17 protein-coding genes are annotated in these 16,310 nt (G+C 68.9%); 14 read left to right on the top strand and 3 right to left on the bottom strand.

All coding sequences use genetic code 11. The features are described from left to right. The first annotated feature begins 45 nt into the window (after positions 1 to 45). The 11 genes from dtd to OXU32_16075 all read left to right on the top strand — a co-directional run bounded on the left by dtd (position 46) and on the right by OXU32_16075 (position 9,669). Entirely contained in the window at positions 46 to 486 is a 441-nt protein-coding gene (dtd, locus tag OXU32_16125) for a D-aminoacyl-tRNA deacylase (protein ID MDE0075483.1), read from the top strand. Continuing rightward, the gene (locus OXU32_16120; GenBank protein MDE0075482.1) at positions 483 to 1,142 is read left to right on the top strand and encodes a Maf family protein; all 660 of its coding nucleotides are present in this window, start codon (positions 483 to 485) and stop codon (positions 1,140 to 1,142) included. Before dtd ends, OXU32_16120 begins: the two co-directional genes overlap by 4 nt. Next, positions 1,139 to 2,656, top strand: coding sequence for a glycerol kinase GlpK (gene glpK, locus OXU32_16115; GenBank protein MDE0075481.1), 1,518 nt, complete (start codon positions 1,139 to 1,141; stop codon positions 2,654 to 2,656). Before OXU32_16120 ends, glpK begins: the two co-directional genes overlap by 4 nt. A 99-nt stretch (positions 2,657 to 2,755) precedes the next feature. Beyond that, a complete protein-coding gene (locus OXU32_16110) occupies positions 2,756 to 3,172 on the top strand; it encodes a cytochrome c maturation protein CcmE (GenBank protein MDE0075480.1) in 417 nt (138 codons plus the stop codon). Next, on the top strand, positions 3,169 to 5,208 hold the full coding sequence (locus tag OXU32_16105) for a heme lyase CcmF/NrfE family subunit (GenBank protein ID MDE0075479.1): 2,040 nt from the start codon (positions 3,169 to 3,171) through the stop codon (positions 5,206 to 5,208). The genes OXU32_16110 and OXU32_16105 overlap by 4 nt, the downstream gene beginning before the upstream one ends. A gap of 54 nt (positions 5,209 to 5,262) precedes the next feature. Then, entirely contained in the window at positions 5,263 to 5,745 is a 483-nt protein-coding gene (locus OXU32_16100) for a zinc ribbon domain-containing protein (protein ID MDE0075478.1), read from the top strand. A 7-nt stretch (positions 5,746 to 5,752) separates the two neighbouring features. After that, positions 5,753 to 6,496, top strand: a complete 744-nt coding sequence (gene ccmA / locus OXU32_16095; GenBank protein ID MDE0075477.1) for a heme ABC exporter ATP-binding protein CcmA — start codon at positions 5,753 to 5,755, stop codon at positions 6,494 to 6,496. Further along, on the top strand, positions 6,493 to 7,173 hold the full coding sequence (locus OXU32_16090; protein MDE0075476.1) for a heme exporter protein CcmB: 681 nt from the start codon (positions 6,493 to 6,495) through the stop codon (positions 7,171 to 7,173). Before ccmA ends, OXU32_16090 begins: the two co-directional genes overlap by 4 nt. A 23-nt stretch (positions 7,174 to 7,196) precedes the next feature. Continuing rightward, positions 7,197 to 7,874 (top strand): cytochrome c biogenesis protein CcsA, encoded by a 678-nt coding sequence (gene ccsA, locus OXU32_16085; GenBank protein ID MDE0075475.1) that lies wholly within the window; start codon positions 7,197 to 7,199, stop codon positions 7,872 to 7,874. Positions 7,875 to 7,892: 18 nt separating this feature from the next. Then, positions 7,893 to 8,132 carry a CcmD family protein gene (locus OXU32_16080; GenBank protein ID MDE0075474.1) on the top strand — a complete coding sequence of 80 codons (240 nt, stop codon included), beginning with the start codon at positions 7,893 to 7,895 and terminating at the stop codon, positions 8,130 to 8,132. Positions 8,133 to 8,262: 130 nt separating this feature from the next. Then, entirely contained in the window at positions 8,263 to 9,669 is a 1,407-nt protein-coding gene (locus tag OXU32_16075) for a hypothetical protein (protein ID MDE0075473.1), read from the top strand. Here OXU32_16075 and OXU32_16070 read toward each other — a convergent pair. Genes OXU32_16070 through OXU32_16060 form a run of 3 tightly spaced genes read right to left on the bottom strand, consistent with a single transcriptional unit; the run spans position 9,639 to position 11,808 of the window. Further along, positions 9,639 to 10,283 (bottom strand): TIGR04282 family arsenosugar biosynthesis glycosyltransferase, encoded by a 645-nt coding sequence (locus OXU32_16070; protein MDE0075472.1) that lies wholly within the window; start codon positions 10,281 to 10,283, stop codon positions 9,639 to 9,641. The two genes, OXU32_16075 and OXU32_16070, sit on opposite strands and share 31 nt — an antisense overlap. Beyond that, a complete protein-coding gene (locus tag OXU32_16065; protein MDE0075471.1) occupies positions 10,280 to 10,999 on the bottom strand; it encodes a TIGR04283 family arsenosugar biosynthesis glycosyltransferase in 720 nt (239 codons plus the stop codon). Before OXU32_16065 ends, OXU32_16070 begins: the two co-directional genes overlap by 4 nt. Next, a complete protein-coding gene (locus tag OXU32_16060) occupies positions 10,996 to 11,808 on the bottom strand; it encodes a DUF547 domain-containing protein (protein ID MDE0075470.1) in 813 nt (270 codons plus the stop codon). Before OXU32_16060 ends, OXU32_16065 begins: the two co-directional genes overlap by 4 nt. Positions 11,809 to 12,056: 248 nt before the next feature. Between OXU32_16060 and recA the strand changes: the two genes are divergently transcribed. From recA to OXU32_16045, 3 genes are read left to right on the top strand one after another with little or no spacing between them, the layout of a single operon-like run. Further along, the gene (recA, locus tag OXU32_16055) at positions 12,057 to 13,208 is read left to right on the top strand and encodes a recombinase RecA (protein MDE0075469.1); all 1,152 of its coding nucleotides are present in this window, start codon (positions 12,057 to 12,059) and stop codon (positions 13,206 to 13,208) included. 58 nt (positions 13,209 to 13,266) lie between these two features. Further along, complete coding sequence (gene alaS, locus OXU32_16050) at positions 13,267 to 16,014, top strand: alanine--tRNA ligase (protein MDE0075468.1); 2,748 nt, start codon at positions 13,267 to 13,269, stop codon at positions 16,012 to 16,014. After that, positions 16,011 to 16,304, top strand: coding sequence for a hypothetical protein (locus tag OXU32_16045; protein MDE0075467.1), 294 nt, complete (start codon positions 16,011 to 16,013; stop codon positions 16,302 to 16,304). The genes alaS and OXU32_16045 overlap by 4 nt, the downstream gene beginning before the upstream one ends. Positions 16,305 to 16,310: the final 6 nt, after the last annotated feature.

The raw sequence follows: 16,310 nt of genomic DNA, 5'->3' as shown, positions 1-16,310 counted from the left end.
ACAGGGGGCCACACCGTCCGGGGCGGCTGATGCGGGAGGCGCGGGATGAGGATCGTCCTCCAGCGCGTGGCGCGCGCCTCGGTGACCGTCGACGGGTCGGTGGTGGGCCGCATCGGCGGCGGGCTCCTGCTGCTCGTCGGGTTTACCCGCGAGGATCGCGCGGACGCCCTCGAGTGGATGGCGAACAAGGTGCTGGGGCTGCGCGTCTTCAACGATGCGCAGGGCAGGATGAACCTGTCGCTCCGGGATGTCTCCGGCGACGTTCTGGTCGTGAGCCAGTTCACGCTGTACGGCGATACCCGCAAGGGACGCCGGCCGAGCTTCATACGGGCCGCGGGGCCCGATGTGGCCGTGCCCCTCTACGAGGACTTCGTTGCGCTCCTGCGGGAGAAGGCTCCGGGCCGGGTCGAGACCGGCGTGTTCGGCGCCATGATGGATGTGGAACTCGTAAACGATGGCCCCGTCACGCTGGTGCTGGAACGATGACCGGCGGGCCGGCGGATGGGCGGCCCCCCGGCCTCGTGCTCGCGTCCCGGTCGCCCCGGCGGGCGGACCTGCTCTCCATGCTGGGCATCGCCTTCGAGGTCGATCCTGCGGACATCCCGGAGGAGGTTCTCCCAGGGGAGGATCCCGTCGCCCATACCCGGCGTCTGGCCGAGGGCAAGGCGCGGGCCGTGGCGGCGCGCCGGCCGGGGAGACTCGTGCTGGGAGGCGACACGGTGGTGGTGCGGGACGGGACCATCCTGGGAAAGCCAAGGGACGCCGATGACGCGGTCGCGATGCTGCTGAGCCTGGCGGGCCGGGCCCACGAGGTGGTCAGCGCGCTGGCGCTGGCGGAGCCCGACGGTTGCGTGCACGCCGGCGTCTCCCGAACCACGGTGTGGCTGCGGTCCTTCGGCGAGGAGGAGGCTCGGGCCTACGTAGCCACCGGGGAACCGATGGACAAGGCGGGGTCCTATGCCATACAGGGCGCCGGCGCGGTGCTGGTGGAGTCGCTGGAGGGCGACTACTTCACGGTGGTGGGGCTGCCCGTGCCGCTGCTCGTGGGCCTGCTGGGCGCCGCCGGCATCCCCTACGGGTTTGGAGACAGGGCAACGGCATCCGCAGGGGGCGTGAGACCGGGAACCGGAGTGCAGCCGTGAGCAGGCAACCCGCAGTGCTCGCCCTCGACCAGGGCACGACCGGCTCCACCGCCTTGGTGGTGGCGGGCGACGGACGGATTCTGGGACGCGGCTACTCGGAGTTCACCCAGCACTTTCCCCGGCCGGGCCGGGTCGAGCACGACGCCGAGGAGATCTGGCGGGTGACCCGGGGGGTCGCGCGCGCGGCGCTGGACGACGCCGGGGGACAGGTGCGGCTCGAGGCCATCGGCATCGCGAACCAGCGCGAGACGGTGGTGCTGTGGGACCGCGCCTCGCTGGAGCCGGTGTGCCGGGCCATCGTCTGGCAGGACCGCCGCACGGCGTCGATCTGCGCGGAACTGCGCCGCGGCGGCCACGAGTCCGAGGTGCGCCGGCGGACGGGGCTGGTTCTGGATCCCTACTTCTCGGGAACCAAGCTGACCTGGCTCTTCCGCGAGCGCCCGGAGCTGCGCGCGGCGGCGGAAGCCGGCGACCTGGCTGCGGGTACCATCGACGCCTGGCTGGTGGCCCGCCTGACGGGCGGTTCGGTGCACGCCACCGACCACACCAACGCCTCGCGCACCCTCCTCTACGACCTGCACCGCAAGGCCTGGGACCCGTCGCTCGCCGATCTGCTCGAGGTCCCGGCGGGCATCCTGCCCGAGGTGCGCTCCAGCTCGGGCGACTTCGGGATCGCGCGCGGCGAGCACCTGGGGAGGGAGGTTCCGGTTGCGGGCGTGGTCGGGGACCAGCAGGCCGCCCTCTTCGGACAGGGCTGCGTCCGGGCGGGCCGGGCCAAGGTGACGTACGGCACCGGGGCGTTCCTGCTGCTGCATACCGGCCAGGAGGTGGTGACCTCGGAGAACGGGCTTCTCACCACGCTGGCCTGCGACGCGCGCGGCGGCCCGGCGTACGCCCTGGAGGGCTCGATCTTCTCGGCGGGCGCGTCCGTGCAGTGGCTGCGCGACGGCCTGGGCATCCTCGACCACGCCGCCGAATCGGAGGAGCGCGCCCGCGAGGTGGCGGACAACGCCGGAGTCTACTTCGTGCCCGCGTTCGTGGGGCTGGGCGCGCCCCACTGGATCCCCGAGGCGCGCGGCACGGTGGTGGGCATTACGCGCGGCACGACCGCGTCGCACCTGGCGCGCGCGGCGCTCGAGTCGATGGCGTACGGCACGGCCGACGTCATCCGCGCCATGGAAGAGGACGCCGGGCTGGCCACCGGGGAACTGCGTGCCGACGGCGGGGCCGCCCGCAACCGCTGGCTGATGCAGTTCCAGGCGGACGTGCTGGGCGTGCCCGTGCGCCGCGCCCCCCGGGTGGAGACCACCGCGCTGGGAGCCGCCGGGCTGGCGGGAATCGCAGCCGGGATCTGGCCGGACGGCGAGGCGTTTGCGGAGTCCTCCGGAGATCCCGAGATCTACTCGCCCGGGATGGGCTCCGAGGAACGCGACGCGCTCGTCGCCGGGTGGGAGAGGGCGGTTGCGGCTGCACGCAGCTGGGCCCGCGAGGGAGACCCACCCGGTCAGGTTTGAGAAACCGCGCCTCCATCCTATATATTGAGAACGCTGGGAAGACCGGACCTGAGGCCGCCGGGCCAGGTGCGGGACAACGGGAAACAAGGGGCGCAGCGAATGAAGAACAGCCGCTTCTATATCGGTCTGGTCGGCGTCGCGATGGTCGTGACGTTCCTCATCTGGACGGGGTTCGACAAGGCGATGGTCTACTACCTGACCCCGGTCGAACTCATGGCGAAGGTGGCCGAGGACGACACCTTCCACGACATCGGCGTGAAGGTGAGCGGCCGGGTGGTCAAGGGGAGCTATCAGGCCGAGGGCGCATTCGAGCACTACTTCTCGGTGGTGGACCTGGCGCGCGACGACGCCAGCTTCCGGGTGGAGTACCGTGACATCCTCCCAGACACCTTCAGCGACGAGACCGAAGTCGTCATCGAAGGACGCTTCCGGCGCGACGGGGTCTTCGAGGCCACGACCGTGCTGACCAAGTGTGGCAGCCGCTACGAGGCGATGCCGGAAGAGATGGCCGGATGATCCTGCTCGGGGAGTTCGCCCTCTGGGTGGCTCTGCCGGTTTCGATCTGGGGCATCGTGCTCGCCTTCGTGGGCGGGCACCGGAAGCGCGGCGACCTGGTCCTCTCGGCCGAACGGTCGGTCTACGCCGTCTTCTTCCTGCTCTGCCTCACCTCGCTGGGCATCATCCTGGCGTTTGTCGGAGAGCACTACGAGTACCGGTACGTGTGGGGGTACTCGAGCCGGGAGCTGGAAACCTACTTCAAGGTGACCGGGCTCTGGGCGGGCCAGCGGGGATCGCTGGTCTTCTGGGTGCTGCTGCTCGCGCTCTTCTCGAGCATCGCGGTCTTCCAGAACCGCCGCAGGAACCGCGAGTTCATGCCCTCGGTGGTGGGCGTCCTGCTCACGATCACGGCGTTCTTCCTCGGCGTGCTCCTCTTCGCCGACGTGAACCCCTTCGAGAGACTGCCGTTCACGCCCGCCAACGGGCAAGGGCTGAATCCACAGCTTCAGAACTACTGGATGACCATTCATCCCCCCACGCTCTATCTGGGGTTCACCTCCTTCTCGGTGCCCTTCGCCTTCGGCGTCGCCGCTCTGATCACCGGCAAGACCGACTCGCGCTGGCTGGTGGTGACCCGGCGCTGGACCCTGCTGAGCTGGTTCTTCCTGACCAACGGCATCATCTTCGGCATGCGCTGGGCCTACGAGGAGCTGGGCTGGGGCGGATACTGGTTCTGGGATCCGGTCGAGAACGCATCCCTGCTTCCCTGGCTCACCGCGACGGCATTCCTCCACTCCGTGATGATCCAGGAGCACCGGGGAATGCTGAAGATGTGGAACCTGTCGCTGGTTTCGCTGACCTTCCTGCTCACCATCTTCGCGACCTTCCTGACGCGTTCCGGGCTCATCGAGTCGGTTCACTCCTTCGCCCAGAACACGCGCATCGCCTACATCTTCCTCGGCTTTCTGGGCGTCGCCACGATGGCGTGCCTGCTCCTCATCCTGTGGCGCAAGGACGATCTGCGCGCGGAACGCACCATCGAGTCGTTCCTTTCGCGCGAATCCGCCTTCCTGATGAACAACCTGATCCTGCTGGGGTCGGCGTTCGCGGTGCTCTGGGGCACGCTCTTTCCGCTGATCTCGGAGGGGTTCGCGGGGACCAAGGTGGCCGTGGGGCCGGCGTTCTTCAACCGCGTCAACATCCCGATCGGGCTGGTGCTGCTGGCGCTGACCGGGATCGGGCCGGTCATCGCCTGGCGGAAGGCGACGCGCCGGAACCTGAAGCGCAACTTCGTGTCGCCGCTGCTGATGGCGGCAGCCGTCGTCGCCGGGCTCATGATCGCCGGCATGCGCGGGTTCTACGCCCTCGCGACCTTCGCGATCTGCGGCTTCGTGCTCACCATTCTGGTGAACGAGTTCTGGAAGGGCACCCGGGCGCGGGCGCGCATCGAAGGCGAGGGGCTGGGCAGGGCCTTCCTGCACCTGATCGCGCGCAACCGCCGGCGCTGGGGCGGCTACATCGTGCACGTGGGCATTGTGCTCATGTTCGCCGGGTTCGCGGGAGCCTCGTTCCACACCGAGATCGACCGGAGCGTCGAGCCCGGCGACCAGATCCGGGCGGCCTCTCCCTACGGCCACGAGTACGTGCTGACCTACCAGGGCCTTTCGTCGTCCCGCACGCCCAACATGTGGCAGTGGGTGGCGCTCATGGACGTGTCCCGGGACGGCCGCCGGCTCGGCACCATCACCGCCGAGCAGCGCATCTACTCGACCGCGGACCAGCCGATCCGGGAGGTCGGCATCCGCTCGACCCCGCTCGAGGACGTGTACGTCATCCTCGCGGGGGTCGAGGACTTCGAGGGCGCCGTTCTGAACGAGTCTTCGGCCCAGGGCGCGGTCTTCCAGGTGCTGGTGCGGCCCCTGGTGGGCTGGATCTGGTACGGCGGACTGGTCATTACCCTCGGTTCGCTGATCGCCCTCTGGCCCGGCGCGGGCGGACCCGCCCGGCGCAAGGTCCAGGCCACGCCCGCGAGCGCCCGGCTCGCGAAGGTCTGACCCGGGCTGGCGTTCCGTCCGGTTCCTGCCGCTGGCTCCGCCGCCGCATAGCGCATGATGATCGTTCTGGGGGCAGTTCTGGTCGCGGCCGCGGTGGTCCTCTACGTCGTGCAGCCCGTGTTCAGTGGAGAGAAGGCGCCTCTCGTGAGCCTGGACGAGGAGTTCACCGAGGCGGAGGCGCGCAGGCACCTGAGCCTGGTGGCGCTGCGCGACGTCGAGTACGACTTCGCGACCGGAAAGATCGACGAACGCGACTACCGCCGCTTGCGCGACGAGTTGGCGCGCGAGGCACTGGATGCGTTGCAGGAGGTGCGGCGGAGCCGGGAGCAGGCAGAGGGCCGCCCTCCGCCCGCGCAGGACACCGTGGCCGACGACCTCGAACAGGAAATCGCGGCGTATCGGGCCGCCCTGAGAGCGGGCACGCTGTGCGACCGCTGCGGCAGCGCCAACCCGGAGGTGGCGCTCTTCTGCGCGGCCTGCGGCCGACGCCTTGAGTCGGAGCGCGGGGAGGAGGCCGCGCCGGCCGCGCGGGGCTGATGAGCTGATGCCCGCCGCCGCTGCCGCCCCCCGCGCCGGCCTCCCTGTCCTCGAGGCCGCGTCGCTGGTGCGGGACTACGGGCCGGTGCGTGCCGTGAATCACGTCTCCTTCCGCCTCGGCGCCGGTGAGTTTCTCTCGGTGTTCGGCCCCAACGGAGCGGGCAAGACGTCACTCCTGCGGCTGCTCGCCGGAGGGCTCCGCCCGACGTCCGGGGAGGTCCGCGTGTCCGGGATCCCCCTCACGGTCGGAGACCGGGCGGCGCGCGCCCGGATCGGCATCCTGTCGCACCTGAGCTTTCTGTACGGCCGCCTGACGGCCCGCGAGAATCTCCTCTTCTACGGCCGCCTGCACCGCCTCGGCGACCTGGACTCGCGGGTGCCGGACCGTCTGGCCGACGTCGGCCTCGAGCGTTACGCCGACAGCCCGGTGGACACGCTGTCCCGGGGCACGGTGCAGCGGCTGGCGGTGGCGCGCGCGCTGCTTCACGATCCCGGGATCGTCCTGCTCGACGAACCCTACACCGGTCTCGACGCCTACGCGGGCGCGATGCTGCAGGAGCTGCTTTCGGCGCTGAAGGACGGGGGCCGCACGGTCGTCATGGTCACGCACAATCTGGGGCGGGGGCTCGAGTTGGCCGACCGCGTGGCAATCCAGGTTCGCGGCAGCTTCGTGTTCGAAGCCGAGCGGGCCGATCTGGATGCCGCTGGCCTGGAACGGTCCTATCGGCGTGCGGTGGAGGGAAGGGCGTGACCGTCTACCTGCGGCAGGTGGCGGCGATCGTGCGCAAGGACCTGCTGCTGGAGGTGCGCACCGGGGAACGGCTCGCGGCGATGGGTGCGCTGACCGTCCTGGTCGCCGTCCTCTTTCGTTTCGCGATCGATCAGGGGCTGGTGCGGATGCAGCTGCTGGCCGCCGGCCTGATCTGGATGACGATCCTGTTCGGAGGCATGCTGGGCATGGGCAGGACCTTCGAAATGGAGCGGGAGCAGGGCGCGATCCAGGGCCTGCTCACCAGCCCGGTCCCGCTGGATGGAATATACCTGGCGAAGGTGGTCTCCAATTTCATCCTGGTGACCCTGATCGAGGTCGTCGCGCTGGCGGCCTACTGGCTGTTCTTCGGGTTCAACTACGGCAACGACCCCCTCCTGCTGGCCGGCGTGCTGGGTGTGGCGACGCTCGGGTTCGTGGCCGTCACCACGCTGTTCAGCGCCATATCGGCGCAGACGAACATGGGACAGACCCTTCTTCCCATCCTGATCTTTCCACTCCTGGTTCCTGTGGTCATCTTCGGTGTCACGGCCACGGGCCGCATCTTCGCTTCGCGTCCCGTACAGGAGGTCGAGGGCAGCCTCTATCTGCTGGCGGCCTTCACGGTGGTGGCGCTGACGGCGGGAACGATCCTGTTTCGATACGTGGTGGAGGAATGATGTCACTCGCGCGGATCCGATGGATGGCGGCGGCTCTGGGGGTTCTGGGCGTCGCCGGAGTACTGGTTCTCCACTGGCTGGTCTTCTTCTGGGTGGGGACGGAGCGCACCATGGGGATCGTGCAGCGGATCTTCTATGTGCACGTCCCCTCCGCCTGGGTGACCTTCCTCGCCTTCGGCATCACGGCGCTGTGCGGAGCCGCATATCTCTGGCTGCGCGACGAGCGGCTGGACTGGGCCGCGCAGTCGGCGGCCGAGGGAGGACTGGTCTTCGGGGCGATCATGCTCACTTCGGGGCCGCTCTGGGCGGCGTACGCCTGGGGAACGCCCTGGACCTGGGAGCCGCGCCTGACCCTGACGCTGCTCATGTGGTTCGTCTTCGTCGGCTACTTCCTCGTGCGCGCTTCGGCGGAGGACCGGCAGGCGGGCAAGCGCATGGCGGCGGTGGTCGGCGTGCTGGGGGCGCTGCTGATTCCGCTTGTCCACGTGAGTGTGCTCTGGTTTCCCTCGCTCCATCCCCAGCCGGTGGTGCTCAATGTCGAGGAAGGGCCGACGCTGGACGGGGACATGCTGATCACCCTCATGACGGGGCTGCTGGCCTTCACCCTCATCTTCTTCTCCGTCTTCTGCCTCAGATACGGCCTCGAGCACATGCGCTACCAGCGCGCCCTCGAAATGCGCGAACAGCCTCGGGCAACGTAAGGAAAATCGACCATGCAAATGTTACGTCCCCGACCCCGACTCGTCCTCCTTGCGGCCCTGGCGGCGTCGCTGGCGTCCTCGGCTCCGCTGGTCGCCCAGGTGGGTACCGAAGTGCTCGCACAGCAATCGCTGCGGCCCTACTGGTACGTGTTCATCGCCTACGCGCTGGCGTGGCTGCTGCTCCTGGGCTGGATGTTCTCCATCGGTCGGCGGATGCGGGGACTGGAGGACGGGGGAACCGGGAATCGCGACGCATGAATCGCCTCCCGCTGGCTGGCTTTCGGCATTGGCCGGGGCTAATTTTTTTGCGATTCCGACGTTTGTGGCCGGTTGATGATCGGACGGGGCCGGCGTGGGTCCGGGCGCATGTAAAACCCCAAGGAGTGACATGATGAGAGGACGTGAGAATCGGGGACGTTGGATGGCGCTGTTCCTCGTGGCGCTGGCCGGGGCTGCTCAGGTTCAGCCGCTCGACGCGCAGAGCACGAAGATGGGCAGCACGCTGCGGTACGGTTCCGGATTCTTCAACGTCCCCGCCGCTTCCACGCTCCCGCATCTCGCGATCACGGGCACCTATTCGGGGTTTGGGATCAGCGTGGACGAGCGCGTGTTCATCTCGCAGAGAGGGATCGAAAAGGGTCGTCTCGCGGGCGAGTGGAGCCAGTGGCTGCAGGACGCGTCGGTTGCGGTCGGGCTCTTCGACCGCGTCGAAGTCGGCGCCTCCTTCCAGAACTTCGCCGATGCCGAGAACGGTGGGAACATGGTCGGAGCATTCGGCCGGGTCGCAGTCGTGAAACCCGAATCGTCCGGGTTCGGGCTGGCGGTGGGCACGCGCTTCGTGAGCGGTCCTTCCTTCGGAGACGGGCGCGATCACATTCCTCCCCGGCTCGGATTCCCCGACATCCGGTTCTACGACGCATACGAGGGAGGCCTGGTCGACGACATGTCGACCTCGTTCTCTCCCTACGTGATGGCGTCCTTCCAGCTCGCCGGCCTCGACAGCGACGCCCTTCCCGAGCATGACCTGACCTTCGGGCTGGGGTACGGAACGGGGATGTTCGGCGGGAGCGGAAGCGATCTCGGCTGGTACGGAAGGCGCTATTCGCACGGCTGGCTCGCGGCCACGGCGCTGCATGTCCAGCTCGCCCAGGGGGTTCTCCTGAACCTAATGGGGGAATACGACGGATGGGACTTCAACACCGGAGTGCAGCTGGACGTCGGCGGGATCCGGGCCGGCGCCTACGTGCTCGGGGTCCAGCACGTCGAGACCTCGACCATATACCGCAGCTCGCGCTTCGGGGTGATGGCCTCCTTGGCGCTCTGTCCCAACGGCAGCGGCCTGCTGTGCAGCCCGCGGCTGATGCCGCGTCCGGAGCCGATCCAGCTCCCGGCTCCGCCGCCGGATACGGTGGTCATCGAGCGCACCACCGAGATCCCGATCGAGCTCAGCATGGAGCGGACCCTGTGCCTCGCGACAGGCGAGAACGGCACGGTGATGGCCACGCCCGAAGGCGCGGAAGTGATTTCGCTGGATGCGCTGGGCGGCGTCTACGCGGCGGACGCCGAGTGGTTCAACAACGACAGCGAGATCGAGCACGCGGACTACCCGTACGAGAAGGTGGGCGAACAGATCAGCCCGAACTGCACCACGATCACGCGGGTCGGCGAGTGGCTGGGCGTACCGCTCTTCGCGGAGTCCGCCGCGGCCGGCGAAGACCCGATTCCGATGATCTACGTGCCTGTGACCCCGGGACGCTGGCAGCCTTACGAGTTGCCGGCGCGGGTGCGCGGCTGAGGGCTCGGGGGAGCGTTCGCCCGTTCCAGGTCTTCGACCGTGTCGATGTCCGGCAAGGGCTCGAGCGTGGCCGTGCGCAACTCCAGGGCGCGGGCGCGAGCCAGCGTCGCCGTCATGACTCCCTCGGTGCTCCAGGGCACGTCGCGGAAGAGGTCGGGCCAGTAGCCGGTCGCGCCGATCAGGTAATATCCGCCGTCCAGCGCGGGACCCAGCACGAGGTCGTTTGCCGAGAGCTCGGCGAAGGCGCGCTCGACGACGCGACGATCCACCGCGGGGGCGTCGGTGCCGATCGCGCACACCTGCCGCGCCCGCTGGAACTCGCGCCGGAAGGCGTCGGCCAGACGCTCGCCCAGATCGCCGCCTTCCTGGGGTCTGAAACCGACGCTCGCAGCCCCCAGCCACTCACGCGCCGCGGCCAGTTCATTCGCGGGATCGATGTAGACGACCAGGCGATAGCGCCCCCCGCGAACGCCATCCAGCACCCGGCGTGCCATGATGCCGTACAGCGATGCGGCCTCGACTTCCCCGATGGCGGCGGCCAGTCGCGTCTTGACGCGCCCCGGACGGGGGACTTTCGCGAAGACGATCAGGGTGCGCTCCATGTCGCGCGTCACCGGTTGCGCCCATTCTCCGATGCCGGGACGCGCTCGGGATACCAACGCGCCAGGCGTTCGGGCGCGACGCCGGCCAGGTACAGGGAGGTGGTCGCCCCGTTGCGCAGCCAGACCTTCCATCTTCCGAGGCGCTGGTAGGTTCTGGGGCTGGTCAGCAGAGGCCCGGGCAGGCGCGCGATCCTGCCCGAGCGACGCAGTCGGCGAACCATCTCGACATCTTCCATGAGGGGCAGTTCGGGGTAGCCTCCGACGGCTTCGAAGGCGTCGCGCCGCACCAGCAGGCCCTGGTCGCCGTACACCAGGCCGGTTAGGCGCTCGCGCACGCGCTGTCCGGTCTCGACCAGGCGCCAGAACCAGCCACGCCCGCTCAGGCGGAACGGGAAATACGCCGCCGCCGGGCCGTTGTCGGATTGGAGCGCGGAGACGAGCGCCGAGCGGGAGGCTGACGGGAGCCGGGAGTCGGCGTGCAGGAAGAGGAGCCAGGGTGTGTCGAGCGCGCCCGCGCCCGCGTTCATCTGGGTGGCCCGTCCCCGGGGCCCGGACACGCACACGGCGCCTCCCGCACGGGCAAGGTCGAGGGTGTCGTCGGCGGAACCGCCGTCCGAAACGACGACACGAAGCGGCAGTTGAACTTCCGCCAGGTCGGCCAGCAGTCGGGGCAGATGACCCGCTTCGTCGATGGTCGGGATCACCACCCCCAGGGTGGCGCCGGTCACGGGTCGAGGTCGTTCAGCGTCCAGTCGTATTCGAAGAAGCGCACGTCCAGGCCCGGGTTCCGGAGGTATTCGGCATCTTCCTCGGACACGTACCGGGCGAAGAAGTCGAGCAGGCCGTCTGTTCCTCCGAAGTCGTCGCCGTACCAGTCCAGCACCCGGTTCAGGGTGAGGGATCCGGCGCCCGAGCGGTCGATCAGGAAGTGTTCGGGATTCTCCACCAGCCCGCGCACGGCTCGATCGAGCTGGTCGTCGAGACGCTCCGGCACGTAGGCCTCGGCCGCCAGCGGAGGGCAGCTCAGCGCGGCGCAGTTGACCGCGAAGTGGATGCGCGGCTCACCCCACGTCGGCCGTATGATCTCGTGCTCGATCTCGTCGAGGGAGCGGGTTGCTCCTGCGACATCGCAGAAGGCTCCGGTGAAGACGTCGCGGATCTGCCAGACGGAGTTGTCGGGGCGGTCGGCGAACGCGTTGCGGATCGAACCCACCAGCCCGGCGTTCTTCCGGATCGGATAGTTCGACGACACCCGGTCCAGCATGCAGGCGTTGTACGCGTTGATCCAGAACGCGAGCTGGACGTCGTCGGGCGCCGACTCGAGCGCGGCCAGGTCCGTACCCGCGAGCTGATCCAGGTAGGCGGCCAGGTCCGCCCGGCGGTCCTGCAGGGCGGCGTAGTCCACCCGCGGCGCCTGGACGACGTCCTCGAGGATCCGGGTGAAGTCAGCGTGGTCGGTAACGTCCTGCGCGGCGACCGGTGACGCCGCGAGCACGCAGGCGAGCAGGGACGTAAGAAGGGCTTTTCCTGTGGTCATTTCCTGGCAGCTCCAGCGAGTGTTTTCCACCAATCAACGCGGGCCGGTCGGGGCGGCCTCTGGCAAAAAGAGAACAGCAGTCGCGGTGGCTCCGCAACGGGGTCCCGAGATCGTCCCGAACTGACATTCCAGGTGTCAAAGGGGACCCGTTATGTTTCATCCCGCGCGAGCCCTTTCGCTTTCTGTTCGGGTCTCGTATCTTGGATTGCACCTCTTCGTTCACGCGAACCCGACGGAGACATACAGCGATGGCCCGCAAGATCCAGACCAACTCGAAGGACAAGGCGCTGAAGACCGCTCTCACGCAGATCGAGAGGGCCCACGGCAGGGGGGCGATCATGAAGATGGGGTCGGACTCATCCCGAATTCAGATCGAATCCATCTCCACCGGTTCGCTGAATCTGGATGCGGCGACCGGAATCGGCGGCGTGCCGCGGGGGCGGATCAGCGAGGTGTACGGGCCGGAGTCGAGCGGCAAGACCACCCTCTGCCTGCACGTGATCGCGAACGCGCAGCGCGCAGGCGGCATCGCGGCGTTCATCGACGCGGAGCACGCCCTGGACATCGGCTACGCCCGCAAGCTCGGGGTCGATATCGACGAGCTGCTGGTGGCGCAGCCCGATACCGGCGAGCAGGCTCTGGAGATCGCCGAGGTGCTGATCCGCTCCAACGCCATCGACGTCATCGTCATCGACTCGGTGGCGGCGCTGGTCCCGCGCGCGGAGATCGAAGGCGAGATGGGCGACTCGCACGTCGGGCTGCAGGCGCGCCTGATGAGCCAGGCCCTGCGCAAGCTGACGGGGGCGGTGAACCGCTCGCACACGTCGGTGATCTTCACCAACCAGATTCGCGAGAAGGTGGGGGTCATGTTCGGAAGTCCGGAAACCACCTCCGGCGGCCGGGCCCTGAAGTTCTACGCCTCGCTCAGGCTCGACATCCGGCGCATCGGCGCCATCAAGGACGGCCAGGAATTCCTGGGCAACCGGGTTCGCGTCAAGGTGGTGAAGAACAAGTGCGCGCCGCCCTTCCGGCAGGCGGAGTTCGACATTCTCTACGATCTGGGCATCAGCCACTCGTCGCTGCTGATCGACCTCGGGGTGGACAAGGGAGTCGTCTCCCGCTCCGGTTCCTGGTTCTCCTTCGGCGATCTGCGCCTGGGGCAGGGCAAGGACAACTCCCGCAAGTTCCTGGAAGAAAACGACGACATCGCCGGCGAGATCGAGGCCAAGGTGCGCATCGCGCTCGGTCTGGATCGGCCCGATGAGAAACTCGCGGCGGCGGACGGCAAGGGCGCCGCGCCTTCCGGGAAGGGTTCGCGCGCCAATGCCGGGAAGGCCCCCTCGGCGGGTCCGCGCCGGAGCCCGGCCGGCAAGGTCGGGGGAGCGCGCGTGGTGGCGTAGGTCGGGAAGGCAGCCGGCCGCGTGTATTGAGCCCGGCTGCGGGGCGCGGTTATTCTAGGTGCTGGCGTCCCGTATCGGGCGGCGGCGCCTTCCCGCCACCGGCCCGTTGCAGATGGAAACTGCTGAAATCCGCCGGCGCTTTCTGAGCTTCTTCGAGGAGCGCGGACACGGCGTAGTATCGAGTTCTTCCCTGGTTCCCGGGAACGATCCCAGCCTGCTGTTCACCAACGCGGGCATGGTCCAGTTCAAGAGCGTGTTTCTGGGCGAAGAGCCTGCGCCGCACCGCACTGCGGTCACCTCCCAGAAATGCCTCCGCGCCGGCGGAAAGCACAACGATCTGGAAGAGGTCGGGCGCACCGCGCGCCACCACACCTTCTTCGAGATGCTCGGAAACTTCTCGTTCGGGGACTACTTCAAGCGCGAGGCCATCCGCTACGCCTGGGACTTCCTGACCGTCGAGCTGGGCATGGATCCCGACCGGCTGTACGCAACGGTGCACTACACCGACGACGAGGCGGCCGAGCTTTGGCACGAGGTGGCGGGACTCGAGCGGTCGCGCATCTACCGGCTGGGCGACAAGGACAACTTCTGGCAGATGGCCGACACGGGGCCCTGCGGGCCGTGTTCGGAGGTGCACTACGACTTGCGGCCGAGGGGGGAGCGGGGCGTGGATCTGCCCGTCGCCGAGTTCGAGGAGAAGGGGGAGCGGGGCGAGTTCCTCGAGTTGTGGAACCTCGTGTTCATGCAGTTCAACCGGGACGAGGAGGGTGTGCAGCACCCGCTGCCGGCGCCCTCCATCGACACCGGGGCGGGGCTGGAGCGCCTGGCTACGGTGCTGCAGGGTGTGGACTCCAACTACCATATCGATCTCTTTCGGCCGCTTCTGGAGCGCGCCGCCGAGGTCGTGGGGAGGCCATACGACCCGAATGCGCCGGAGGGGGTGAGCTACCGGGTGCTCGCCGACCACAGCCGCGCCGTGGCCTTCCTGCTCGCCGACGGGGTCTATCCGTCCAACGAGGGGCGGGGCTACGTGCTGCGCCGGATCCTGCGGCGGGGCGTGCGGCACGCCTGGCTGCTGGGGCGCCGCGAGCCCGCCCTGGTGGAGGTTGTGGACGCGGTCATCGGGGCCATGGGCGAGACCTACCCGGAGCTGGTCGAGCGGGCGGAGCACATCCTGTCGATCACGCGGGGGGAGGAGGAGCGCTTCCTGACCACCATTGAAGGGGGGATGGAGCGCTTCGAGGTTGCCGCGTCCAACGCCCACGACGACGTGATCGGTGGCGAAGAAGCCTTCCGCCTGTACGACACCTTCGGTTTTCCGCTCGATCTCACCCAGGTGATGGCCCGCGAGCGGGGGTATTCGGTGGACGTGGAGGGGTTCGAGGCGGCGTTGGAGAGGCAGCGGGAGCGGAGTCGGGGCCCACTAACGGCTACCGTAACGGTTGATGTCGGCGTGGACGCACAGTTGTCTGTAGTGGCGTCGCTCGGCCCTCGGCGATGGCGGGACCTGGATACGGATGCCGAGCAGACATTCGTCGGGTACGACCATCGAGGCGTGTCCACAGACGTCATCGCACTGCGCGAAGGCGACGCTGAATGGGGCATGCAGCTTCGCGAGAACCCGTTCTACGTGGAGGCCGGCGGCCAGGTCTCCGATCGGGGCACGGTTACCGGCGACGGCTGGCGGCTCACCGTCGAGCGGGTCGAACGGGTGGAAGGCCGCACGGCACTGACCGGGCCGCTGGAGGGGGATCCGCCGCCGCTGGATGTGGGGCCGCTGCCCGTGCAGGCCCGGGTCCCGGAGGACGACCGGCACGACACTGAGCGGAACCACACCGCGACTCACCTTCTGCACGCCGCTCTTCGGTCGGTGCTGGGGGAGCACGCGACGCAGCAGGGGTCGCTGGTGGCTCCGGACCGGCTGCGCTTCGACTTCGCCCACTCCGGGCCGATGACGGCCGGGGAGGTCGAGGAGGTGGAGTCCTTCGTCAATGAGGCGGTGTGGCGAGACTACCCGGTCGAGGTGGGCGAATCGACCTACGACGAGGCGATCGCGGCGGGCGCGATGGCGCTCTTCGGCGAGAAGTACGGCGACCGCGTGCGCACGATCACGATTCCCGGCATCAGCATCGAGCTGTGCGGCGGAACCCACCTGCGCCATACCGGCGAAGTGGGGCTCTTCAAGGTCGTGAGCGAGGGCGGCGTGGCGGCGGGCGTGCGCCGCATCGAGGCGGTCACCGGGCCGGGCGCCCTCAGGCACTATCAGTCCATCGAGGCGGAGCTCGAGGAGGTATCCGGCCTGCTGCGGACGCCGGTGCGCAACGCGGTTCGGCGTACCCGCCAGCTCATCGACGAGAAGAAGGAGCTCGAGCGGCTGCTGGACGAGATGGGCAAGGCGGGGGGTGGGCGCGAAACCGTGGTGGTGGCCAGCGAGCTCACCCTCGGCGACGGCGACCCCTTCCGGGCGGCCTACCGGGCGGTGCGGATGCGGGCGCGCCGCGCGGACGAGGTGCGCAGCTACGGCGACGAGTTTCTGGCCGCCGAACCGAGTGGGGTGGCGGTGGTCGCCGCCGAACTGCCCGGCGGGAAGCAGACCCTGTTCAGCTTCGTCGGCGCCGCCCTCATCCGCCGGGGGATCAAGGCGGACGAGGTGGTGCGGGGAGTGGCGGCGGTGGTGGGAGGACGCGGCGGCGGGCGGCCGCACATGGCGCAGGCGGGCGTCGCGGATCCCAGCCGGCTTGACGAGGCGCTGGCGGCGGGTGAGGCGGTCGTGCGCGAACTCTCCGGCCGCGGCGGAAGGCCGTGACCGCGCTCCGGGACTGGCTCGACGCCCGCCGTCCGGCCGTACCGGACGGGCTGAAGGAGTGGCTCGCGGTGGAGGGCGAGATTCCCGTCGCGGTCGCCGGCCTCGCCGACCTGGGCATCGCCGCGCTCGACCGCGCCGAGGTGGCGCGGCAGCTCGACCGCCACGCGGCCTTTCAGCTCCTCGCGGCGGACGCGCTTCTCACGTACGCCTGCGAGGCCGCCGTCGATGAGCCGGAGGTCGCCTCGGGGCTGCACCTCATTCTGGATCGCTGCGCGGCCGCCTGGCAGTGACGGAGG

The organism is Gammaproteobacteria bacterium (assembly GCA_028819075.1).
GTDB lineage: Bacteria > Gemmatimonadota > Gemmatimonadetes > Longimicrobiales > Gaopeijiaceae > BD2-11.
The sequence above is the reverse complement of the archived record's forward strand: the minus strand, read 5'-3'. Positions and strand labels throughout refer to the sequence as shown.